General features: G+C 37.4%; 17 protein-coding genes. 5 read left to right on the top strand and 12 right to left on the bottom strand.

What is annotated here, in order from left to right; all coding sequences use genetic code 11:
- Positions 1 to 205: 205 nt before the first annotated feature.
- The 4 genes from HW347_RS02825 to uxaC are packed head-to-tail and all read right to left on the bottom strand — an operon-like array spanning position 206 to position 4,357.
- On the bottom strand, positions 206 to 1,501 hold the full coding sequence (locus HW347_RS02825; protein ID WP_214610428.1) for a TRAP transporter large permease: 1,296 nt from the start codon (positions 1,499 to 1,501) through the stop codon (positions 206 to 208).
- 5 nt (positions 1,502 to 1,506) lie between these two features.
- On the bottom strand, positions 1,507 to 1,965 hold the full coding sequence (locus HW347_RS02830; RefSeq protein WP_214610429.1) for a TRAP transporter small permease: 459 nt from the start codon (positions 1,963 to 1,965) through the stop codon (positions 1,507 to 1,509).
- Between the two features lies 1 nt (position 1,966).
- Entirely contained in the window at positions 1,967 to 2,947 is a 981-nt protein-coding gene (locus tag HW347_RS02835) for a TRAP transporter substrate-binding protein (RefSeq protein WP_214610430.1), read from the bottom strand.
- Positions 2,948 to 2,959: 12 nt separating this feature from the next.
- Complete coding sequence (gene uxaC, locus HW347_RS02840) at positions 2,960 to 4,357, bottom strand: glucuronate isomerase (protein ID WP_214610431.1); 1,398 nt, start codon at positions 4,355 to 4,357, stop codon at positions 2,960 to 2,962.
- A 305-nt stretch (positions 4,358 to 4,662) separates the two neighbouring features.
- Between uxaC and HW347_RS02845 the strand changes: the two genes are divergently transcribed.
- The gene (locus HW347_RS02845) at positions 4,663 to 5,373 is read left to right on the top strand and encodes an SDR family oxidoreductase (protein WP_214610432.1); all 711 of its coding nucleotides are present in this window, start codon (positions 4,663 to 4,665) and stop codon (positions 5,371 to 5,373) included.
- Between the two features lie 20 nt (positions 5,374 to 5,393).
- On the opposite strand, the gene HW347_RS02850 is transcribed toward HW347_RS02845, so the two are convergent.
- The 4 genes from HW347_RS02850 to HW347_RS02865 all read right to left on the bottom strand — a co-directional run bounded on the left by HW347_RS02850 (position 5,394) and on the right by HW347_RS02865 (position 13,989).
- Positions 5,394 to 8,150: a PD-(D/E)XK nuclease family protein gene (locus HW347_RS02850; protein ID WP_214610433.1), complete on the bottom strand. Its 2,757-nt coding sequence runs from the start codon at positions 8,148 to 8,150 to the stop codon at positions 5,394 to 5,396.
- A 61-nt stretch (positions 8,151 to 8,211) separates the two neighbouring features.
- Positions 8,212 to 9,570, bottom strand: a complete 1,359-nt coding sequence (locus HW347_RS02855; protein WP_214610434.1) for an OmpA family protein — start codon at positions 9,568 to 9,570, stop codon at positions 8,212 to 8,214.
- A 113-nt stretch (positions 9,571 to 9,683) separates the two neighbouring features.
- Positions 9,684 to 10,877 carry a glycine C-acetyltransferase gene (gene kbl / locus HW347_RS02860; RefSeq protein WP_214610435.1) on the bottom strand — a complete coding sequence of 398 codons (1,194 nt, stop codon included), beginning with the start codon at positions 10,875 to 10,877 and terminating at the stop codon, positions 9,684 to 9,686.
- Between the two features lie 4 nt (positions 10,878 to 10,881).
- Positions 10,882 to 13,989: a UvrD-helicase domain-containing protein gene (locus HW347_RS02865; RefSeq protein ID WP_214610436.1), complete on the bottom strand. Its 3,108-nt coding sequence runs from the start codon at positions 13,987 to 13,989 to the stop codon at positions 10,882 to 10,884.
- 119 nt (positions 13,990 to 14,108) lie between these two features.
- Between HW347_RS02865 and HW347_RS02870 the strand changes: the two genes are divergently transcribed.
- The gene (locus HW347_RS02870; protein ID WP_214610437.1) at positions 14,109 to 14,717 is read left to right on the top strand and encodes a superoxide dismutase; all 609 of its coding nucleotides are present in this window, start codon (positions 14,109 to 14,111) and stop codon (positions 14,715 to 14,717) included.
- A gap of 1,214 nt (positions 14,718 to 15,931) precedes the next feature.
- Here the strand turns inward: HW347_RS02870 and HW347_RS02875 are convergent.
- The 4 genes from HW347_RS02875 to purN all read right to left on the bottom strand — a co-directional run bounded on the left by HW347_RS02875 (position 15,932) and on the right by purN (position 20,208).
- The gene (locus HW347_RS02875) at positions 15,932 to 17,830 is read right to left on the bottom strand and encodes an amidophosphoribosyltransferase (RefSeq protein WP_214610438.1); all 1,899 of its coding nucleotides are present in this window, start codon (positions 17,828 to 17,830) and stop codon (positions 15,932 to 15,934) included.
- Between the two features lie 45 nt (positions 17,831 to 17,875).
- Positions 17,876 to 18,802, bottom strand: coding sequence for a PfkB family carbohydrate kinase (locus HW347_RS02880; RefSeq protein WP_214610439.1), 927 nt, complete (start codon positions 18,800 to 18,802; stop codon positions 17,876 to 17,878).
- A 201-nt stretch (positions 18,803 to 19,003) separates the two neighbouring features.
- Positions 19,004 to 19,639: a ribonuclease H1 domain-containing protein gene (locus HW347_RS02885; protein ID WP_214610440.1), complete on the bottom strand. Its 636-nt coding sequence runs from the start codon at positions 19,637 to 19,639 to the stop codon at positions 19,004 to 19,006.
- Positions 19,639 to 20,208 (bottom strand): phosphoribosylglycinamide formyltransferase, encoded by a 570-nt coding sequence (gene purN / locus HW347_RS02890; protein ID WP_214610441.1) that lies wholly within the window; start codon positions 20,206 to 20,208, stop codon positions 19,639 to 19,641. Before purN ends, HW347_RS02885 begins: the two co-directional genes overlap by 1 nt.
- Before the next feature lie 159 nt (positions 20,209 to 20,367).
- Here purN and HW347_RS02895 point away from each other — a divergent pair, with 159 nt between their 5' ends.
- The 3 genes from HW347_RS02895 to rnc all read left to right on the top strand — a co-directional run bounded on the left by HW347_RS02895 (position 20,368) and on the right by rnc (position 22,712).
- Entirely contained in the window at positions 20,368 to 20,601 is a 234-nt protein-coding gene (locus HW347_RS02895; RefSeq protein ID WP_008269813.1) for an acyl carrier protein, read from the top strand.
- A 113-nt stretch (positions 20,602 to 20,714) separates the two neighbouring features.
- A complete protein-coding gene (gene fabF, locus HW347_RS02900; RefSeq protein WP_155595414.1) occupies positions 20,715 to 21,968 on the top strand; it encodes a beta-ketoacyl-ACP synthase II in 1,254 nt (417 codons plus the stop codon).
- Between the two features lie 6 nt (positions 21,969 to 21,974).
- On the top strand, positions 21,975 to 22,712 hold the full coding sequence (rnc, locus tag HW347_RS02905) for a ribonuclease III (protein WP_214610442.1): 738 nt from the start codon (positions 21,975 to 21,977) through the stop codon (positions 22,710 to 22,712).
- Positions 22,713 to 22,821: the final 109 nt, after the last annotated feature.

Consider the following 22,821-nt stretch of genomic DNA (forward strand, 5'->3'; position numbering starts at 1 on the left):
GCTAATTCGAGTAAGAACGTATGCCAGATAGCGCAAGACAAAGATGTCTCTTATTCATGTCCTTGTCGTAATCATAAGATTAGGGCTTTATTACTTTTATGTAAAGTAATCTTGCTACTTAGCAAAAACTAGAAAGACCTATTTCTTGGTTATGTTACTATAAACATCTCCAAGAAATAGGCCTTTTATCTACTAACCCGTTATTCTATAAATCAAATAAGCTTGGCAACCATAAACTAAGCTGCGGTATATACGTTACCAATAATAGTGCTATTACCATAGCTATAAACAGCGGTAACAGCGGTTTTATCACCTTTTCTATGGTTGTATTGGCAATACCAACCCCAACAAAGAGTACAGAGCCCACAGGTGGTGTACAGAGACCAATACAAAGATTTAAAACCATGATGATTCCAAAATGTACTGGATCTAATCCTAATTTGGTCACAACAGGTAAAAAGATAGGTGTGAAAATCAATACTGCTGGCGTCATATCCATAAAAATACCCACGAATAACAACAGTAAGTTGATAATCAGAAGTATGACAATTTTATTGTCGCTGATACCAAGAAGCCCTGAACTAATCTCTTGTGGTATATTCTCATATGATAACGCCCAAGACATACTCATAGAAGCCCCAATTAGTAACATTACGATGGCAGTGGTAGAAGCAGAGTCCAATAAAATTTTTGGAAGTCTCGGAAGTGATATTTCCCTGTAGAAAAACCCTAATAACATACTATACAATACCGCAATAGCTGATGCTTCTGTTGCTGTAAAAATACCAGCTACAATACCCCCAATAACTACTACCAGCATGAAAAGACTTGGTAATGCATCCACAAAAGTTTTAAAAACCTCTTTTAACGTGCTACGTTTCCCTACTTTATAGCCCTTTTTCTTAGCCCAAAACGAAGCAATTATCATCAAGAAAAGTCCTGTAAGAATACCCGGAATATACCCTGCTAAGAACAATGCAGCAATAGAAGCCCCACCACTTGCCAAAGAATAGACGATAAGTACATTACTAGGAGGAATAATAAGACCTGTAGTAGCTGCAGTGATGTTCACGGCCGCACCAAATTCCCTAGAATATCCTTCTTTTTCCATTTCAGGTCCCAAAATACTTCCCATTGCGGAAGCAGCTGCCATAGCGGAGCCGGCAATGGCCCCCATTAGCATAGCGGAAACAATATTAATTAGTGCTAAACCACCGGGTAAGGAGCCCACCAAAGTCTTTGCAAAAGCAATCAAACGGTGTGCGATTCCTCCTTTATTCATCAGCTCACCCGAAAGAATAAACAAGGGTATGGCTAAAAGGGCAAAACTATCTAGACCTGTGCCTATTCGTTGAGAAACTGTCGTAAATGCTGGTAACACAGGAATGCTTACTAACATGGTAAGAACAGATGATATGGCAATACTCCACGCAACGGGAGTTCCTATGGCCAATAGAACTACAAAACTCAGGACCAAAACTATAATTGGTAAATACTCCATAATACTTAGTCTTTAAGAAGGTCAGAAATTTTATAATAGATAATTAGCACGCCGCTAATAGGAATCACAAGGTAAACAAGAGATAATGGCACTTGTAAAGCAGGAGAGTGTTGGTCCAATACGTGAGTAATATAAACCAATCTTGAACCGCCAATAACTAAAGCTCCAAGACTAAATAGAATCACTAACCAATGCACTATTAACTGTAATTTCTTTTGTGTACCCTGGCTAAAACGTTTTGGCAATACATCAATTGCTACGTGTAAATTTTTACCTGATACGTATGCGGCTCCTAAAATTCCAACCCAAATCATTAGGTATCTGGCCAGCTCATCTGTAAATGAACTTGGTGAACCCAATAAAAACCGACTGAACACCTGCCACAGTACGTTTAAGACCATAATTCCCATTATAGTAACGAGAAAATAGGCCAACACTTTGTCAATGTTTTTCCTTAATTCCATATTATTTGGTTGCTTGTATTTCTTGAATCAATTTGTAGATAACTTCGTCGTCCTTGTATTTGTCAAACGAGTCTTTTATTTTTTCTGAAAAAAGCGTTTTATCCGGTCTGATAATTTCAACACCCGCTTTTTCCACTTCGGCCAGAGCTTCATCTTCGGCTTCTCCCCATAATTTTCGTTGGTAACCAACTGAACCATCAACAGCTTTTTTTAACCATCCTTGTTCTTCTTCCGAAAGGCTATCCCATAAATGAGTTCCTGCTAATAGTACATCTGGTAGTACGGTATGTTCGTCTAAAGTGTAAAATTTACAAACCTCGTAGTGTCTAGAAAGATAGAAACTAGGCGGATTATTTTCTGCTCCATCTACCACACCCTGTTGCAATGCGGTGTACAATTCACCCCAAGAAATAGGTGTTGGCGAACCTCCAAGATCCTTAACCATGTCCATAGCAGTAACACTCTCCATCACCCTTATTTTTAATCCCGCAAGATCATCTGGGTTGTTAATGGGTCTGTCTTTGGTGTAAAAACTACGGCTTCCCGCATCATAATATCCTAGCCCTTTAAGCCAGTACTGTTCTCCGTCATTTAATAGCTCTTGTCCAATAGGTCCATCAAGCACATCAAACGAATGTTGTCTGTCCCTGAAAAGGAACGGCAAGCCTAAAACTTTCATTTTTGGCGCAAAGTTCTCAAGTGTACCTACGGACACTTTAGTCATATCTAAACTTCCTATTTGAAGCAATTCAAGACATTGGCGCTCGGTGCCCAATTGTTGGTTTGGATAAATTTCCAATAGCATTTTGCCGCCAGAAAGTTCCTTTAGATCCTCACCCATTTTCATCATGGCCTTATGCACAGAATGATTAACATCCAGCCCATGGGCCAAACGAATAGTACGATTTCCTTCAAGCTGGCCACAGCCGTTCATCATAAGCAAGCCGACACAGAAAAAAACAAATTTTAGATTCAATTTCATATAATAATCAAATTAGAGATCAAAGTACTCCTTAGCATTATTGTAGCAGATATTCTGTATCATTTTACCAATCCATTCCATATCGTTAGGCAATTCTCCTTTGGCCATTTCATTGCCAAAAAGATTACAGAGAATACGTCTAAAATATTCATGTCTAGGAAAGGAAAGGAAACTTCTAGAATCCGTCAACATTCCCACAAAACTGCTTATTAGGCCCATGTTAGAAAGGGTATTGATTTGCTCTATCATACCATCTTTTTGGTCTAAAAACCACCAACCGGAACCCCATTGAACTTTACCTTTTACACTACCATCATTAAAATTACCCGCCATTGTTGCCATTAGAGCATTATCACGCGGATTCAAATTATACAGTATTGTCTTAGTAAGTTTGTCTTTGCTATCTAACGTATCAAGAAATTTAGATAGACTTTCTGCTTGGGTATAATCTCCAATAGAATCCCAGCCAGTATCCGGACCAAGTTCAGATAACATTCTTGAATTGTTATTACGCAAAGCACCTAAGTGGAACTGTTGTACCCAACCAAATTCATGATAGGTTTCCGAAAGATATAGTAAGATGGCACTCTGGAACTTTGTTGCTTCTTTTCGGGTAATCTTGCCTCCATCTCTTCGTTTCTTGAAAATTGACTTTACTTCTGACTCCGTAAAGTCTTCTGCATATAGATGCGAAAGTCCGTGGTCGCACACGAAACAACCGTTAGAATTAAAAAATTCGATACGATTCCGCAATGCATCACAAAGCTGATCATACGTAGTAATATCAGACTTTGAAGCCTTCTCCAAGCTATCAATATATTCATTGTACGTTTCACTTTCAATTAGAATAGCTTTATCCGGTCTAAAGGCCGTACTTACTTTGGTCGTGAAGTCGCTTTTTGCCAACTGCTGGTGATACTCTAAGGTATCCGTTGGGTCTTCAGTAGTACAAAGCATATTTACATTCATCTTACTAATCAACCCCCTAGAAGTAAATTCTGAAGATTGTAACATTTCTGTGGTGGCATCGTAAACTGCAGATGCATTTTTTCCGCTTAATGTATCAGTTATCCCAAAATATCTTGAAAGCTCAAGGTGCGTCCAATGGTACAGCGGGTTTCGCATGGTATGCGGAACAGCTTCCGCCCACTTCACAAACTTTTCCTTATCGGTAGCATCTCCTGTAATATACTTTTCATTAATACCAAGAGTTCTCATTGCCCTCCATTTATAATGATCCCCATCAATCCAAGCTTTGGTAATATTTCCAAAAACCCGATTCTCCGCTAAGTCTTTTGGCGGAAGATGATTATGGTAATCTATTATAGGCATTTTAACAGCATACTCATGATAGAGCGACTGCGCTTGCTTACTCTCTAGTAAGAAATTATCGTCTAAAAATTTCGTCACTTGTTATAGTTTTTACTTGGGTTATATTATTCTTTGAAATACGATTCTGCATTATATTTCAAACAACCTCAAGCCTCTAAAATAGGTTTCTATTCTGGTATTGACAAGAAAAATTATAGAATCAACACTCAGGCATCTAAGTGGATGCAAATATTAACAATTTTGGTTGTTAAAATTGCATAAATAGTATCGATAGAATGATTTTACCCCCTTTTTAGAACGGACAACTTCTTATTTAAGAAAAGAATAACGTCCAAGACTTCTTCTTCAATCTTTATAGATTTAATTTTATAAAAAAGAACGATATGAATTTAAATGATAAAGTAGTTTATATAACAGGAGGCTCAAAAGGGATAGGGTACGGTGTTGCTGTAAAATTATTAGAAGAAGGAGCTAAAGTGGCCATAAGTGGAAGGACCCTAAATACAGTTCAGGAAGCTGCAAAACAACTCAACGCAGAGAACCGCGTTCTTGCTTTGGCTTCTGATGTTTCAAAACACGGCGATGAAAAGGCTGCCGTTCAAAAAATATTGGACAAATGGGGTCAGTTAGATGTTGTCGTTGCGAATGCAGGTGTAGGTCATTTTGCTCCCGTAGATGAGCTTACAGAGGATGCTTGGCACCAAATGATAGATACTAACCTTAGTGGTGTTTTCCATACGCTAAAAGCCTCGGTTGAAGCTTTAAAAAAGTCAAAGGGATATTATATTACGCTAGCAAGTTTGGCCGGCACAAACTTTTTCGCATCCGGAGCCGGTTACAATGCTACTAAATTTGGAGTAGTAGGTTTTACGCAAGCGGTCATGTTAGACTTGCGCAAGTATGACATTAAGGTTTCTACAATTATGCCAGGTTCTGTTTCCTCTCATTTTGCAGGTAACGAACCAGACGAAAAAGATGCTTGGAAAATACAACCTGAAGATATTGGCGAACTTGTAATAGACTTATTAAAAATGAACCCACGTACCCTGCCAAGTAAAATTGAGGTGCGACCTACTAGGCCTGATAAAAAATAGAATTCCTACCGGGTTGGGAGTTATACTTCCTTCTCCTCAAACGGAACTTCAATATTACAAATTTCAGTAATTAGGGCGGTGAGCTCTGTATAAAATAGGGAAAGAGTTTCTTTCCCTATTTTTGTTTCTTTTTTTGCGCCATTGCCCGCCTTATCCTTTGTAGCAAAATTCATTACACCAGAACTCAACTTTTTAAAGGATATAATACCGGCTTCCATAAGTACTTCTGGATTTCCAGAAGCGTACATTGTGGCATAACAGAGCAGTTGAAAAGCTTTACTATATTTATAATCTGATGTTATGGATGTACCATCTACAATTTCCAATTGGTTCCGTTCAACTCTTCCCGTTTTATAATCTATAATCCGTAACGTTCCATCTATTTCATCAATCCTATCTAATTTACCCTTCAGGTTAATAGGGAAGTCTACCGAAGGAATATCTAACGATATCTTAAGATTAGCTTCTAAGCCTACTATTTTTATTTGATGCTTTTTGACATCTTCTATTTCTAAATTAATGAAGTTCTCTATGTACCGCAAAACTACGTTGAAGGCAATTAGATTTTTTCCTCTGGAGATATCACCATCTAAATAGGTCTTAGCAAAGTGTTTTTTTACTAGTTCTGCCACTTTCGTTTTGGCATCTACCAGTTTTTCTTCAGTCAAAATACTTCCAATAAAAGGAGTATATAAATCTTCTAAAGTATCATGAACAATAGTTCCAAAAGTATTGGCCGCTATCGTTTCCTCAACCTCAAGCACATCATCAATACCAAGTAAATTCCTTTTGTAAAAATCAATAGGGTTTCTAACATAGTTGCTAAGCGATGTAGGCGAAAAACCTTTTAACGCATGTGACTTAATGAGTTCTAGCAAGCTACTATCTTTCTCAATGGATTCTAAAACATATTGCTTAGGAGATATGGATGGCGATGCTACACTCTCATTAATAATAGAACTTCTGTTATCATCCGTGAGCAATTGGTTTATAAGTCTGCTACGCTCTCCTCCTTCTAATACATCTGGTTCCGTGTTATATAGAATATAGATATTTTTAGCGCGCTGCAATAACCTGTAAAAGTGATAGGTATAAACAGCATCCTTTTCTTTAAAAGTTGGAAGTCCTAATTGTACTTTTAAATCGAATGGAATAAAGGAATTATTAGATTTACCTGAAGGTAGTATCCCTTCGTTCACAGAAGTAATAATAACTGTTTCAAAGTCTAGGTTACGACTTTCCAGCATTCCCATTACCTGTAGACCCTCTAATGGTTCCCCTTGGAAATCTAGTGTTTCAGAAGATAATAGTTCTCGGTAAAGGCCTAATAAAGATTTAAGGTCGGTTATAAAATCATACTTCTCAACCAAATCAGACAATTGGTTGAACAAGTTGAAATATCTATATAGATATTCTAAAGACAGTGCATCCTTTGTATCGTGCAGCTTATCTTTTAGTGCTGTGATTATACGCAAGCAATGTTCCAAAATTTCTTTTGGATTAGGAGTCTTTTCATGAAATAGCAGTGTGGAAGCGACGGTACCATACTTTTCCACTTGTTTAATTTGCTCTGTACCAATATATACCCAATTCTTATTTTTTATGACTTCTTCAATAGACTCTGCCTTGTGATCTTCGTCATCATGTCCTAAAAGTATATGCACATAAGGGTGTGCTAAAAAGGATAATATGTTCTGATAGAACCAACCTTGCTCGTTCCTATTGATATAAAGGTTTAAAAACTGGTCAAACAAACTGGCCAATGGAATCTTATTTAAGGGGTAACCCATGGTTACGTTGACCCTTTCAATACATTCAGGTATAGAATTTAAAATTGGGTTTAAAAGAGATTCATCACCCAATACAACGGCGGTTCGTTTTAAATCAGAAGCCTTTTCATTATGAATACTCTCCAATAAATGTGCTGTATATTTTGCCTGTGAGACGTTCTTAGGCACTCCAACCACGTTAATCTTCTTATCTCCTAGATAATATGAGCTTACACCTTTAAGTGCATTCTCCTTAAGATACGGCCACGTTTTTAAATGTTGTCTCAAAAAGAAACCCGCATCATGAACCTTATCCTCTAAAAAGTAAGAATCTATATCCCAATAAATATCAGAATTGGCATGATCAAGAATATGTTGTATTATTTTGGTTTCTGCTGTATTCAAGGCATTGAACCCTATGAATACAAAAAACTTATTTGGATTCTTTTCTAAGTAAGTTTCCAACTCAGAATGGGCTTTACGGTACACCAAACCTTGATGACCTAGACCTACACTCAATAACGCTGTATTGAAATTACCATACAATGATTCCAGATTATTCCAAAAACGAAGGTAGTCCTCCATCATTTTGGTCTTTTCCTTCTGCAGGGACCAATGAGTTAATTCCTGTATTGCAGCTAAATTAGAAAACAGTTTTTTGGCATCAACCAGGTAACGGTCAATTTCATTAAAGTCTTGTAAAAGGGTTTGTGCCCAATTAGAAAAGCTGTAAAAGCTGTCCTTCTCTTGTGAAGTTTCTTTTAGGTAAGTGTTGTAGAGAATAAAAAGCTGCTGAGTATTACTAGCGTAGGATAAACCAGAAATCTGTTCAATAAAGGTTTCAATACTATATATCTCAGGAGCAAAAAAAGTACTATCCGCAGATTTTGCAATGGCATTTTTAAGGAAAGTACCGGCCCGCTTACTTGGAAGCACAAAAACGATATGCTCGTGCGAACTGTATTTTTCCCATACTTCTTTGACTACTTCTTCTAGAAAACTCTCCATAGTCAAAAATAAAAAAAGCCCTGACAAATGTCAGGGCTTTTAAACTTATTTAGTTAGAGAATTACTTTACTAAGTTAATCTCAACTCTTCTGTTTTCTTTTCTTCCACTTCTTGTGTTGTTAGAAGCGATAGGCTTGTCTTCACCGTAACCGATAGCAGACAATCTGAATTCTTCAATACCTTTTTCTACTAAGAACTCTTTTACAGAAAGTGCTCTTGACTCAGAAAGGCTTTGGTTCAATTTAGAGCTACCAACGCTATCAGTGTGACCTTCTACTGTAAATTTAGCATTAGGATACTCTTTTAAGATAGTGATGATGTCAACCATTACAGAAGTAGACTCAGCTTTGATAGAAGACTTTCCTGTATCAAACAAGATAGTTCTAGCATAGTCATTCAATTGCTTCTGTACTTCTTCAGTTACTTCAGGACAACCAGCGTTAGCTACTGTACCTGCAACCTCAGGACATTTATCATCTTTGTCTAATACACCGTCGCCGTCAGCATCAGCCCAAGGACAACCCTTGTTCTCAGCAGGACCTGCTTCGTTAGGACACTCATCGTCACCATCAGCAACACCGTCACCATCAGCATCAGGACAACCTGCTAGGTTAGCCAATCCAGCTTCGTTAGGACATTTGTCATCTTTATCAGCAACTCCGTCGCCATCAGCATCAGGACAACCGTTCATTTCTTTAGAACCAGCTTCGTTAGGACAAGCATCTTTGCTATCTTCGATTCCGTCGCCATCAGCATCAGGACAACCGTTGAAAGCTTCAAGACCAGCAACTTCTGGACAAGCATCATCTTTGTCATATACACCATCACCGTCAGTATCAGTACCACCAAACTTAACAGAGATACCTGCTAAATGTTGCCAGTGCTTACGACCGTAATCTTCAAAAGCGTGCTTGTAAGTAGTCTGTACAGTAAGACCAATGTTTTCAGTAAACCAGAAGTTTACACCAACACCACCATTAACAGTACCAGCACCAATTTCATCAACCCAAGTGTAACCACCACCTACTTCAACGAATGGATCTACAACTTTTTCCTTAAGGAAGTTATATTTGATTGTACCATCTAAAGCGTAGTGAGAAAGATCATCTACACCAATATCACCTAATTTGCTGATTTTGTTCAAAGATCCTCTTACACCAACGGAAATACCGTCACCTACAGATCTAGACACACCAACATAGGAAATAGAAGGAAGAATGTTCCAGTGATCCGTAGCGTTGAAAAGCTCATTACCGAAAGAACTAGTCTGTGTCGGGAAATTGTCATCGCTAGTCGGGTACACATCTATGGCATTAACTCCGAATTGTACTTGCCATGGATTATTCTCGTCTTGCGCTTGCATGTTGTTGATGCCTACAATAAGGACAGCAACAACGAATAATTTGCTAAGATGTTTCATGTATTAATTTTTAAGTTTAAGTGTTTATTAGCTGCAAATGTAAGTTGTTAAATATTATTAACAAAATCAATTTCTTATTTTTTTTAACGCATTTAATACCGTAAATAATGCATTTAAACGATTTTTAACTCCTTACCAACGGCAATAAAAGCCTCTATTGCGAGGTCTAAGTGCTTGATATCATGGGCAGCAGACAGCTGAACACGTATTCTTGCCTTACCTTTTGGCACCACTGGGAAGAAAAATCCTATTACATAAATTCCTTTTTCCAACAAACGACTAGCCATTTGTTGCGCCAATTTAGCGTCATATAGCATTACGGGCACAATTGCCGATTCACCATCTATAATATCAAAGCCTGCTTTCTTCATTCCTGCCTTAAAATAGGCTGCATTTTCTTGAACCTTATCACGTAATGAAGTATCGTTTTCTAGAAGTTCAAACACCTTAATAGATGCTCCCACGATAGCAGGGGCCAAAGAGTTAGAGAATAAATACGGTCTTGAACGTTGGCGTAAAATTTCAATGATTTCTTTTTTACCTGTAGTATAACCACCCATAGCACCACCAAGGGCTTTACCTAAAGTTCCCGTAATGATGTCTATACGGCCCATAACGTCTTTTTCTTCTAACGTACCTTTTCCTGTTGGCCCTATAAAGCCTGTAGCATGACATTCATCTATCATGACCATGGCATCATACTTATCTGCCAGATCGCAAATTTTATCCAAAGGAGCCACAAGGCCATCCATAGAGAACACACCGTCAGTTACTATTATCTTAAATCGTGCTTGATCTTCGTTGGCTTGTATCAATTGCTTTTCAAGATCCTGCATATCGCTATTCGCATAACGGTAGCGCTTCGCCTTACATAATCTAACCCCATCTATTATTGAGGCGTGATTAAGTGAATCTGAAATAATTGCATCTTCTGCAGATAGTAATGGCTCAAACACTCCGCCATTGGCATCAAAGGCTGCTGCATATAATATGGTATCTTCTGTACCATAGAAATCTGCTATTTTCTTTTCCAGTTCCTTATGGATATCTTGAGTGCCGCAAATAAAGCGTACTGAAGACATACCAAAACCATGACTGTCCAATGTATCTTTTGCTGCTTGTATTACTTCCGGGTGAGATGAAAGACCCAAATAGTTATTTGCACAAAAGTTGATAACCTCTTCTCCCGTAGAAATTTTAATGACAGCACCTTGAGGTGTTGTTATTATCCTTTCACTTTTATAGAGGCCGTCTTCCTTAATACCGGTAAGCTCTTTTTCTAGGTGTTCTTTTATTTTTCCGTACATCTTGTTATATGAATTCTGGTGTTACTTTTTCGTTTATGTAAACAATAATTTTATTCTCTACAACATATCCCATATCTGCTAAGGCATCGGCATAAGAATATAGCTGTTCTTTATATTTAGGATTTGATTTACCCGTTTTATAATCTATAAGTGTTGCCCGCTTTCCTTTTATTACTATTCTATCTGGCCGTAACATCTGACCAGCAGCAGTAATAATATCTTTTTCATTCTTTATTATACTTCCTTTTTTATAATAGGTATTAAGCTCAGGATGTTTTACCACACGTTGTAGCTTGCTCCTAACCTCATCTACCTCTTGGTTTTCTATTTCGCCCTGTTGCACCGCTTTCTGTAATGCAGGTTCAATATCATCTTCCGTTTCTATAAAACCTAGTATATAATGTATAAGATTACCTTTTGAAAGCGCAGCCTCCCGATCCGTATCCCAAAGCATTCCGGAACGTGTCAATATTTTAAAGCTAGACCTGTCCTTATGAGTATAACTATAATCTATTTTCTGTTGCTCCTTAGTTTCATGAATAACCGGAGCCTCCTCTAAATCACCAAAGCAATAAACCAATTCCTCATCGGACCATAGGTTCTTGCCTTTTAGGTAATCAATAAACAAGCCCGAATAATAATCAGTTTTATGTTCTCCTCTTGCCAGGTCTTTTTCTGATATAACATAAAGGGCTTTCTCTGCACGTGTTAATGCCACATATAATAGGTTGAGGGCATCAAGCTCCATTTTATGTTCTTCCTCAGAATAGATTCGTGCAGCTTCTTCACCGTAATTTTCAACTTCCTTTTTCTCAGTTATAAGGATTTCTTCAAACCCGTCAAAAGCATCGGCATTAAGAGGAAGCCATATTTTTTTATCCATCCGCTTATAAATATGCTCATTGGCGAAAGGAAATATCACAATTGGGAATTCTAATCCTTTAGATTTATGGACGGTCATAATCCGTACCGCATCAATATTATCCGGTGCCGAAATACTAAGTTTCTCTTTCTTCTTTTCCCAAAGGTTTAAAAAGACCTGGACACCAGTGCCTTCCTTTTGTTCGGTTTCAAGAACAAAATCCATAAAAAAGGTAATATAAGCATCTGAACCTTCCACCAAATTACATTGGCGTATAGCACGCTCCAAGCCATCATAAACTGAGAGTTGTTTTAGTTCATTAACATCAAGACTATATTCACTTAATAGAAGGTATTCTAAGTTTTTTAGGTTTTCATAGATATATTGATGTCTGTTCTTCCCGTTTTTTGAAAGAAAGGCCAGTAGATTATAGGCTATCTCCAGATTACTGGGATTACCAATGTACGCTATAAGGTCAGCCAGAAAACGTACTTTTTCACTGCTATTTAGCAGTAGGCTTTCAGACGAAATAGTTGGAATTTGCTGTTGCGTAAGAAAATCTGCTAATAATACGCCTTGCCGATTACCCCTTACTAGAATACAAATGTCTTCATATCCATATTTTTTTTCAATTACAGTTGCTATGGTATTCAATACCTCTTCGCAATACTGCTCATCCTTAGTTTTATCCTCGTCCTTATCAATAAAATTAAGCTGTACCGTTCCGCCTTTTTTAGAATTATAGCCTTGCTGGTTTCCATCTACAAACATGGTATTGTACATGCCGTTGTTCAAAAAAGGACTGGTAGCTGTAAAAAAGTCGTTATTAAACTTAATAACCTCATCATAACTCCGCCAGTTTGTTGGTAGAGATTCCGTTTGGGCAGGTATTGCAAAAGGACTCGCCGTCTTATTCACTAAATCCAAAAATTGTTCGGCACGGCCACCACGCCAGCGGTATATTGCCTGTTTAGCATCTCCCACCAAAAACAATGAGCCTTTGTTTCCCTGCAAATCTTCACCTTCTAAGGCATGACCAATAAGAGGGATAAGGTTATTCCATTGTAATGTTGATGTATCTTGAAATTCGTCAACAAAATAATGGCGATATTTTTCGCCCAAACGTTCATAAATAAATGGCGCTGGCTGATTTTTTATCTCTTTTGATATTATAGTATTGAATTCTGCAATAGAAAGTTGGTCACGCTCATTCTGCAAATTTTTGACTTCCTTTTGTATAGCATTCAAAACCGTTAAGGGTACCAAATTGGAATAGGCATTTTTCAAAAAGGAAAGCTCATAAAAAGTGTGCTTTATCTTGTTGAAAATTTCTGAAAATTGAGGATGCAAATCATCTAATGTGGCTTTAGTAGCGTCTGCAGTAGACTTGTTGTACAAAACAGCATCAGCAAAATTTTGTTTCCAAGCCGCATTAAAATCCATTGTCAAATCCCCAGCAGCAATCTTGTCCATAAACTTTGGAAAATATGCTCCCTTAAAATCCTTGTACTCTAAGCCGTTTTCATGCATTAGCTGCAACGCTAGAGAAGCAAAACCCACAAGGCTTTCCTGAGCGGCCTTTATACGTGAACGTAAAGTTTTTTTCAACTCTACAAAATCTTTAATATCCTTGTCTTTTAGGTTTTGTAGGTGCTCCGCATGGTTTTCCCTAAAAAGCAACTTGCCAATGTTCCCAAGATCATAAGCAATATCCCAGCTTTTATCATCATCTATCTTTTCTAGGGCAAACTCAAGTAAAACCTTTGTCAGCTGCTTATCCGTTCCGGCCCTATGAACCAATTTGGCCACTGCCTCGTCCAACAATAAATCTGTATCTAAAACAACCTCAAAATTTTGTGGTAGTTTCAAGTCTTTTGCAAAGGTTCTAATTAGCCTATGCGTAAACTTATCTATAGTAGAAATATCAAAAAAAGCATAGTTGTGCAGAATCTCTTTTAGCGTTTGTTTGGAACGTTTATGTAGTGTATCTGCATCCACACCCAACTCTTTCATCAAATCTAAAAAAAGAGGAGGCGCTTCAGCTTCACTGGCTACTTTACCAAATTTGAACAAACTGTCTAATATTCGGTGTTTCATTTCGTTCACGGCTTTATTCGTAAACGTAATTGCCAAGATTTTACTAAAACGATCACCCGTAGAAAGAACGATTTTAAGGTACTCCTTGGTTAACGTATGCGTTTTTCCTGAGCCCGCGGAAGCATTGTATATTTTAAAAGTGCTGTGTTCCAAGTGCTTTTTTACGCAAATTACTAATTCTAAAAAGGTTCTTAACAAATTATTTGGTGAATTTGTATGTTAAAAAATGTAAATTTGAATTCACTAAATTTTAATCTAAAAACATATATAACATGGCTTTTGAACTACCTAAATTACCTTATGCATATGATGCATTGGAACCACATATTGATGCTAGAACAATGGAGATTCACCATACAAAACACCACAACGGTTACACAACCAAATTAAACGGTGCTATTGAAGGTACTCCGTTAGAAGGCAAATCAATAGAAGATATCTTAGAGAACTTAGATATGTCTAACGGTGCAGTTAGAAACAATGGTGGTGGTTTTTACAACCATTCTCTTTTCTGGGAAGTTATGTCTCCTAATGGAGGTGGAAACCCATCTGGCGAACTTGCTTCTGCCATAGACAGCGCTTTTGGTTCTTTTGAAGGCTTTAAAGAAAAATTTAGCGGTGCTGCAGGTACTCGTTTTGGTTCTGGTTGGGCTTGGCTTTGTGTACACAAAGGAGGTAAATTAGAAATATGTTCTACGCCTAACCAAGACAATCCATTAATGCCGGAAACCGGTTGTAGCGGTTTTCCTATTTTAGGTCTTGATGTTTGGGAACATGCGTACTACCTAAACTACCAAAATAAGAGACCAGATTACATCAATGCTTTTTTCAATGTTATTAATTGGGATAAAGTAGCTGAACTATACGCTGCCAACAAATAAGAGCAGAGTAAGCGTTCTCTTTAAATAAAGAAGAATTAAAAAACCCATCCTGATTTGCTTCAGGATGGGTTTTTTTGTCTTTTAAAAATAGAAAAGGGCGGAGTAAACTCCACCCTTTTCGTCCCAAATCTTACCATAAACTTAACCTACTTATGCTATGGCGATACTAAAATACTGGTATTGTGGGAAATAAAAAAGAAATATTCAGGGTTTTTTTTCAACTGAATTGTTGATAAAAAACATTGAACATGCCTTAAGGCCGCATGTTTACGAGGATTTTGACAATAAAAAAGGCGGAGCATAGCTCCACCTTTTTCCCCAAATCTTACCATGAACTTAACCTACTTATGCTATGGTCCTCCAAAAGTACTGCTACATAAGTCATTTAAAAAAGGTTTTGGACAAACGTTCAAAACTCTAGTTGAAATACATTTTCGACTAAAATCACTCGCTTTTTGTATAGAAAAATGAAAGTTGAAAAAAGAGGAATATATAAGCGGAGAATGCTTGTTTGAAGAAAGTATAGAAAATAAAAAGGCGGAGTATAAACTCCGCCTTTTCCCCAAATCTTACCATGAACTTAACCTACTTATGCTATGGTCCTCCAAAAGTACTGCTACATAAGTCATTTAAAAAAGGTTTTGGACAAACGTTCAAAACTCTAGTTGAAATACATTTTCGACTAAAATCACACGCTTTCTGAATAGAAAAATAGAAAGTTGAAAAAGAGGAATATATTGTGTGGAGAAATCTTGTTTAGGGAAAATATAGAAAATAAAAAGGCGGAGTATAAACTCCGCCTTTTTCCCCAAATCTTACCATGAACTTAACCTACTTATGCTATGGTTCTCCAAAGATACAGTGGCATTGATCTATACAAAAACATCTTTGCCAAACTGTACGAAAATCGGTTAAAGAGTTCATCAATGAACGATGAATGACCAACACGGTCAAAAAACAAATAAACAAAGAGAATTCTAGATTTTATGGAGAGGTCGTAAAGCGAATGTGGAAATAACTTTACAAAATAGCGGAAAATAAAAAGGTGGAGAAATCTCCACCTTTTTGCCCCAAATCTTACCATGAACTTAACCTACTTATGCTATGGCAAGACCAAATGTAATCTGACCTCCGCCCAAGCGGCTAAAAAAACGCCAAATAGCCAATATTATCGATGAAATACCTTTATTAGTGCATTTCATCGATAAGGTTAATTAATACGCGCGTTCGCTCTTGCCTTCATAAAAGTTAATAAAGGCTCTATTTACTACTCGGTTACCACCCGGGGTTGGGTAGTGTCCGGTAAAATACCAATCTCCTAAATTGTCTGGACAAGCTTCATGCAGTGCCTCTACGGTTTGGTAGATAATCTCAACTTCTGCGTTAATACCTTCTGGACTTAACAACTCTCCTGTTTTTGCTGATATTTCTTCCGCAGTAAATGGCGCATAGAATTCTCTTACGTAATTAATTACATCCGTATCCTTATTATTAACCTGTTTTAAACACTTATCATAAATGTCATCCACTATATTCATAGTGAGTCGCTCTTCATGTAAAGCTAGAGCCGCTTTAAAAGCAATAAAGTCTTCCAACTTGGCCATATCAATACCGTAGCAATCAGGGTATCTAATCTGCGGAGCAGATGATACAACTATTATCTTTTTTGGAGACAACCTATCTAAAATCCGAAGTATACTTTTCTTTAAAGTCGTTCCTCTTACGATACTGTCATCTATAATAACTAGGTTATCACCTTTCTTTACTGATCCGTAAGAAATGTCATATACGTGTGCAACAAGATCATCTCTGCTACTATCTTGCGTAATAAAAGTACGAAGCTTCGCATCTTTAATTGCTACTTTTTCGATTCGCGGACGAACCTCTAAAATTTCATGAAGCTCTTCACTTGTAATTTTTGAACCTATAGCAAGTATTTGTTCTTCCTTTCTTTTATTCATGTAATTCTGCGCTTCCCTCACCATTCCAAAAAAGGAGGTTTCGGCAGTATTAGGAATGTATGAAAAGACAGTATTTTTTATATCGTGATCAATAGACTTCAATATTTGTGGAAAGAGAAGTCTTCCTAATTTCTTTCGTTCTTCATAGATTTCTTTATCACTTCCCCTAGAAAAATAGATTCGTTCAAATGAACATGCCTTACGCTCGGTAGGCTCTAATATTTCGGTTACAGCAGAAGACCCATCCTTTTTAATAATAATGGCATGACCTGGATCAAGTTCTTTAACCTCTTCAAAAGGCACATTAAATACAGTCTGTATAGCAGGACGTTCAGAAGCAACAACGACCACTTCATCATCTTGGTAATAATAAGCTGGTCTGATCCCAGCAGGATCTCTAAGTACAAAAGCATCTCCATGACCTAAAAGACCGGCCATAGCATAACCACCATCCCAGTTTTTAGCAGCTCTTCTTAATATTTTATGAAGTTTAAGACGCTCTGCTATAATGGGTGAAGCTTCTTGTTTTGTATATCCTTCTTTTTTGATTTGCTTGTACAGCTTAGCAACAGCATCATCTAAAAAATGACCTATTTTCTCCATTACGGTTACTGTATCCGCCATTTCTTTAGGGTGCTGCCCTATTTGAATCAGATTATCAAACAGCTCATGAACATTGGTCATGTTAAAGTTACCTGCAACAATAATGTTACGATGCATCCAATTGTTCTGTCTTAAAAATGGGTGAACACTTTCAATACTGTTCTTTCCAAAAGTACCATAACGCACATGTCCTAAAAGCACCTCGCCTATATAAGGAATGTTCTTTTTCTGTGCAGCAACATCATCAACATACTCTGGGTGCTCCTGAAGTGTTGAGTTTATGCGATCATTAATTTGCGCAAAGATATCCTGTATAGGCTGCTGCGCGATTGACCGCACTCGGCTCATGTAACGTTCACCTGGAGCAACATCTAATTTAATACTAGCAAAGCCCGCACCATCTTGACCACGATTGTGCTGCTTTTCCATCATTAAGTACATTTTATTAACCCCGTAAAAGGCTGTACCGTACTTCTCTTTGTAATACTCTAACGGTTTAAGTAACCGTATTACCGAAATACCACATTCATGTTTGATCGCGTCACTCATAGTAAATCTATGTATTAAAAAAGCCCCTAATATAGGGGCGTGTCATTATTTTAATTCTATATCAAACTGGGTCAAGGCCTTAAACTGATGCAGCCTTTTATTGACCTCTTCCTTTTTTAAGCTCTCCATACGTTCGGTTCCAAATTGTTCTACAGAGAACGATGCTAAATTTGAACCATGTATTACAGCATTCTTCATGTTATTAAAAGAAATATCGCCAGTGGCGGCTAAATACCCTGTAAATCCTCCGGCAAATGTATCTCCAGCGCCAGTCGGATCAAAAACTTCCTCTAATGGTAAAGCGGGTGCAAAGAAAATTTCTTCTTTATGAAACAAAAGCGCCCCGTGCTCCCCTTTTTTGATTACCAAATATTTAGGACCCATTTTCTGAATAGCTTTAGCAGCCTTAACCAAAGAATACTCATTGGTTAACTGTCTAGCCTCTTCATCATTAATGGTAAGAACATCAATATGCTTAATAACCTCCATTAACTCTGGCAATGCATTATCCATCCAAAAGTTCATAGTATCTAAAACTATTAACTTTGGTCGTTTTTTCATCTGATTAATAACACTTAGCTGAGTGCTTGGGTGAAGATTGCCCAACATAACCACATCTGCATCTTTAAAAGCTTCCGATACTACAGGGTTAAAGTCCGCTAAAGTGTTTAACTCTGTAACTAACGTATCTCTAGAGTTAAGGTCGTTATGATACTTTCCTTTCCAGTAAAAAGTTTTTCCACCTTTTACAACCTCCAAAGAACTGAGGTCAATATTCTTGTCCTCTAAAATATTTATATAACTCTGCGGAAAGTCTTCGCCTACAACAGAAACAATTCCAGATTCTACATTGTATTGAGAGGCCGCCAAACCAATGAAGGTAGCTGCGCCACCCAAAATCTTATCGGTTTTTCCGAAAGGAGTTTCAATTTCGTCAAAGGCAACAGTGCCTACGATTAGAAGTTTACCCATGTAAATTTAAGTTTAAGCTGCAAATATACGCTTTTGTAACGCTTTTTCCATGCAAATATACCCTTACAAAAAAAGCCTGCGAGTATTACCTTTTTTAGATTTTACACCCTTTTAAAAAACAGTTATTTATAAAGTTACCTATCCTCTAATAAAATAGAGAAAGGCTTTTATATTAAAAAAAAGTGAGAAGTCTGTTTACCGCTACTTACGGCCAAAATCTGCTGGTATTTCACCCCAAACTTTTGTTTCCCATTTTACAACTGGCGTGCTGTATGAATTGTTCTTAAGCCAATCTATGGCTCTGCGAATTAAATCAAAAACTTCTTTGTTCTTTGGGGTTTCAGGTAATTTGGTGTTGCAGGTTTTTTTACGTACCCAACTCATAGCGGTGCGGGAATCTGTATAGATTATTCGATCACTTTTATTGTTCTTCAAAAAAGCAAGACCGTGTACGATAGCTAAAAACTCACCTATATTATTAGTACCCTGTGCAAAAGGCCCCTGTCTAAAAAGTTTTTTTCCTGTTTTGGTATCTACTCCTTGGTACTCCATAATTCCAGGATTTCCACTAGAGGCAGCATCTACCGATATAGAATGATAATTGGGAGTTCCAAAGCGTTGTAGTTGCTCTGGCGTTATTACTGGTTTTCCTTTTTTCTTTGCCGTAAAGTCCGCATAATTCCCATTGAAAGCTTTTTTTGCTTTATCAAATGTCTCGAAAGATTTGTATTGAGCTCCTTTGAAACCACTAATTGCGGCTTTACAAGCTGACCAAGAATCATAAATTCCAGGTTTCTTACCTCTCCAAACCGTATAGAATTTACCTTTTTTCGCCATTATTCAACCTCTAATATTTGGGCTATTACCTTGGGAAAATATTCGTATTCAAGTTGATGAACTTTATGTGCGATAGTTTCTGGAGTATCATCTGCGGAAACGGACGTTTTTACCTGCCGAATTATCGCTCCCTCGTCGTAATTTTCGTTTACATAATGAATAGTGATGCCAGTTTCGGTCTCATTATTGGCTCGTACGGCTTTATGTACATTATCTCCGTACATTCCCTTACCTCCATATTTTGGCAAAAGTGCTGGGTGTATATTTACAATTTTATTTGGGAAATTAGCTATCAGATTTTCAGGTACTTTCCAGAGGAAACCAGCCAACACTATTAAGTCTGGCTTAAAGGTTTTTAGAATATCAAGTACACAATCTGTCTTATAAAAAGAGTTTCTGTTGAAATATAAACCATTAATATTAAGCCTATTACACCTGTCCAAGACTTTTGCTTGTGTTTTATTCGTTAGCACGACAGAAATGTTGACTTCAGAATTTTCTTGAAAATATTGAACAATATTTTCAACGTTAGAACCTGAACCGGAAGCAAATAATACAATGTTTTTCATGTGTCCTTTGACGTTACTGATAGCAAAATATTTCGGTCAAAAATACCGCTCTTATCCTGAAATTTTATAAATTACAAGACATTTTAACGACAAATAGTGATTTTAGTCCAAAGTTTTTTATTTTTGCAACCAATTTAATTTTTTAAAAACAATATTATTATGTCAGACATTGCATCAAGAGTAAAAGCTATCATCGTTGATAAATTAGGTGTGGATGAGAACGAAGTAGTAACGGAAGCTAGCTTTACTAACGACTTAGGCGCAGATTCATTGGATACCGTGGAATTAATCATGGAATTCGAAAAAGAATTTGACATCCAGATTCCAGACGATCAAGCTGAGAACATCGCAACAGTTGGCCAAGCCATTAGCTATATAGAGGAAGCGAAGTAATCTTTATGATTTCTTGAACAAGATTCAAAATTATCCATGTGGTAACTATTATCGCATGGATAATTTTTTTAATTTACGCTTGACTTATACTAAGTAATCAAAAATTAGGTTCAATGCAATTAAAGCGAGTTGTAGTTACCGGGTTGGGTGCGTTGACGCCCATCGGGAATAATATTGATGAATATTGGGAAGGTCTTAAAAACGGAAAGAGCGGTTCTGCTCCCGTGACCTATTACGATACTGAAAAATTTAAGGTGAAATTTGCTTGCGAGCTTAAAAATTTCGACCCTCTTGAGCATTTTGATCGCAAAGAGGCAAGAAAATTAGATAAGTTTGCGCAATACGCCTTGGTCTCTTCTGATGAGGCCATACTAGATTCTGGGCTTAACCTAGATGTAGTAGACAAATTTCGTGTTGGAGTTATTTGGGGTGCCGGTATTGGCGGCCTAGAAACTTTCCAAAACGAAGTGATGAACTTCGCCGAAGGCGATGGTACACCAAGATTCAACCCCTTTTTCATACCTAAAATGATAGCAGATATTGCTCCTGGGCATATTTCTATTAAACATGGTTTTATGGGACCAAATTATACGACTGTTTCAGCCTGTGCCTCTTCTGCAAATGCTATGATAGATGCCTTAAACTATATTCGTTTAGGTCATTGTGACGTAGTAGTTACCGGAGGTAGTGAAGCTGCAGTTACTATAGCTGGTATGGGTGGTTTTGGAGCCATGCACGCTTTATCCACGAGAAATGATAGTTACGAAACAGCATCTAGACCATTTGATGCTACTAGAGACGGATTTGTTCTTGGTGAAGGAGCTGGTGCTTTAATTTTAGAAGAATACGAACACGCCAAAGCGCGTGGTGCAAAAATATATGCCGAGGTTGCCGGTGGTGGCCTTTCGAGCGATGCATACCATATGACTGCTCCACATCCTGACGGAATAGGAGTGGTACAAGTAATGAAAAACTGCTTAAGGGATGCCGGTCTAAAACCGGAAGATGTAGACGCCATAAACACTCATGGTACCTCTACACCCCTTGGAGATGTGGCAGAACTAAAGGCCATTAGTGAAGTCTTTGGCGATCATGCCCCAAACATCAATATAAATTCTACAAAATCGATGACCGGTCACCTATTGGGTGCCGCCGGAGCTATTGAAGCTATTGCATCAATTTTAGCTATGCAACATAGTTTGGTTCCGCCAACTATAAACCATACTACGGTAGATGAAAATATAGATCCTAAACTAAACCTGACCTTAAACAAGGCTCAAAAACGTGACGTAAAAGTCGCTTTAAGCAATACTTTCGGTTTTGGTGGTCATAATGCCTGCGTTATTTTCAAAAAATTTAGCGAGTAATACATTATGGGTTTTCCTTCCAATATATTCAATTCCCATCCTAAAGAGGATGGGGATTTTTTTGGAGGAATCTCTTCTATTTTGGGTTTTAAACCCAAAAATCTAGATATATACAAAAAAGCCTTTGTACATCGTTCAGCTAATGAAAAGGACAAAGAAGGGAATCCACTAAACTATGAGCGTCTTGAGTTTTTAGGCGACTCCATGTTGGGTACTATAATTTCCAAACATTTATACGACGAAGTACCTGAAGGAGATGAAGGCTATCTCACTAAGATGCGTTCAAAAATAGTTAGCCGAAAACATCTTAATGAACTCGGTAAAGATTTAGGTCTTATTGACCATGTGAAAAGCCGTATTCCAAAATCTCACTTTGGAGAAAATATACACGGTAATGTTTTTGAAGCACTAGTTGGTGCTATTTATCTAGACCGAGGCTATAAGTATTGCGAAAAATTTATTAGCCAAAAGGTAATAGAACCTTATGTAGATATTGAGCAATTAGAAGGAAAGGTAATAAGCTATAAGAGCCTTGTTATAGAATGGTGCCAAAAGCAGAAAAAAACGTTTGATTATGACGTTTATGATGATACCGGAAATGACAGCCTAAAACACTTTGCAGTAAAACTCAGTATTGCAGATACAGTTGTAGCAAAAGCAAGGGCCACCTCTAAAAAGAAGGCAGAAGAAAGAGCATCAAAAAGAGCATATTATGCGTTACAAGACAAGATGGATAAATCTTGAATCGTAATTTTATGTAACCAAAATGTTATACTTTGTTCAAAAATAGCATTAGCCTTGCCTAATCTAGGCGTTGTACGGTATTAATATTATCTTTACCACTTTGTGCCCC

The sequence above is a fragment of the Zobellia barbeyronii genome, assembly GCF_018603515.1.
Classification (GTDB): Bacteria; Bacteroidota; Bacteroidia; order Flavobacteriales; family Flavobacteriaceae; genus Zobellia; species Zobellia barbeyronii.

Bases quoted from the DNA above. Each gene is read 5' to 3' on its own strand.
- HW347_RS02825 (WP_214610428.1), bottom strand. From the start codon at position 1,501: ATGGAGTATTTACCAATTATAGTTTTGGTCCTGAGTTTTGTAGTTCTA.
- HW347_RS02830 (WP_214610429.1), bottom strand. From the start codon at position 1,965: ATGGAATTAAGGAAAAACATTGACAAAGTGTTGGCCTATTTTCTCGTT.
- HW347_RS02835 (WP_214610430.1), bottom strand. From the start codon at position 2,947: ATGAAATTGAATCTAAAATTTGTTTTTTTCTGTGTCGGCTTGCTTATG.
- HW347_RS02845 (WP_214610432.1), top strand. From the start codon at position 4,663: ATGAATTTAAATGATAAAGTAGTTTATATAACAGGAGGCTCAAAAGGG.
- HW347_RS02850 (WP_214610433.1), bottom strand. From the start codon at position 8,150: ATGGAGAGTTTTCTAGAAGAAGTAGTCAAAGAAGTATGGGAAAAATAC.
- HW347_RS02855 (WP_214610434.1), bottom strand. From the start codon at position 9,570: ATGAAACATCTTAGCAAATTATTCGTTGTTGCTGTCCTTATTGTAGGC.
- kbl (WP_214610435.1), bottom strand. From the start codon at position 10,877: ATGTACGGAAAAATAAAAGAACACCTAGAAAAAGAGCTTACCGGTATT.
- HW347_RS02870 (WP_214610437.1), top strand. From the start codon at position 14,109: ATGGCTTTTGAACTACCTAAATTACCTTATGCATATGATGCATTGGAA.
- HW347_RS02875 (WP_214610438.1), bottom strand. From the start codon at position 17,830: ATGAGTGACGCGATCAAACATGAATGTGGTATTTCGGTAATACGGTTA.
- HW347_RS02880 (WP_214610439.1), bottom strand. From the start codon at position 18,802: ATGGGTAAACTTCTAATCGTAGGCACTGTTGCCTTTGACGAAATTGAA.
- HW347_RS02885 (WP_214610440.1), bottom strand. From the start codon at position 19,639: ATGGCGAAAAAAGGTAAATTCTATACGGTTTGGAGAGGTAAGAAACCT.
- purN (WP_214610441.1), bottom strand. From the start codon at position 20,208: ATGAAAAACATTGTATTATTTGCTTCCGGTTCAGGTTCTAACGTTGAA.
- HW347_RS02895 (WP_008269813.1), top strand. From the start codon at position 20,368: ATGTCAGACATTGCATCAAGAGTAAAAGCTATCATCGTTGATAAATTA.
- fabF (WP_155595414.1), top strand. From the start codon at position 20,715: ATGCAATTAAAGCGAGTTGTAGTTACCGGGTTGGGTGCGTTGACGCCC.
- rnc (WP_214610442.1), top strand. From the start codon at position 21,975: ATGGGTTTTCCTTCCAATATATTCAATTCCCATCCTAAAGAGGATGGG.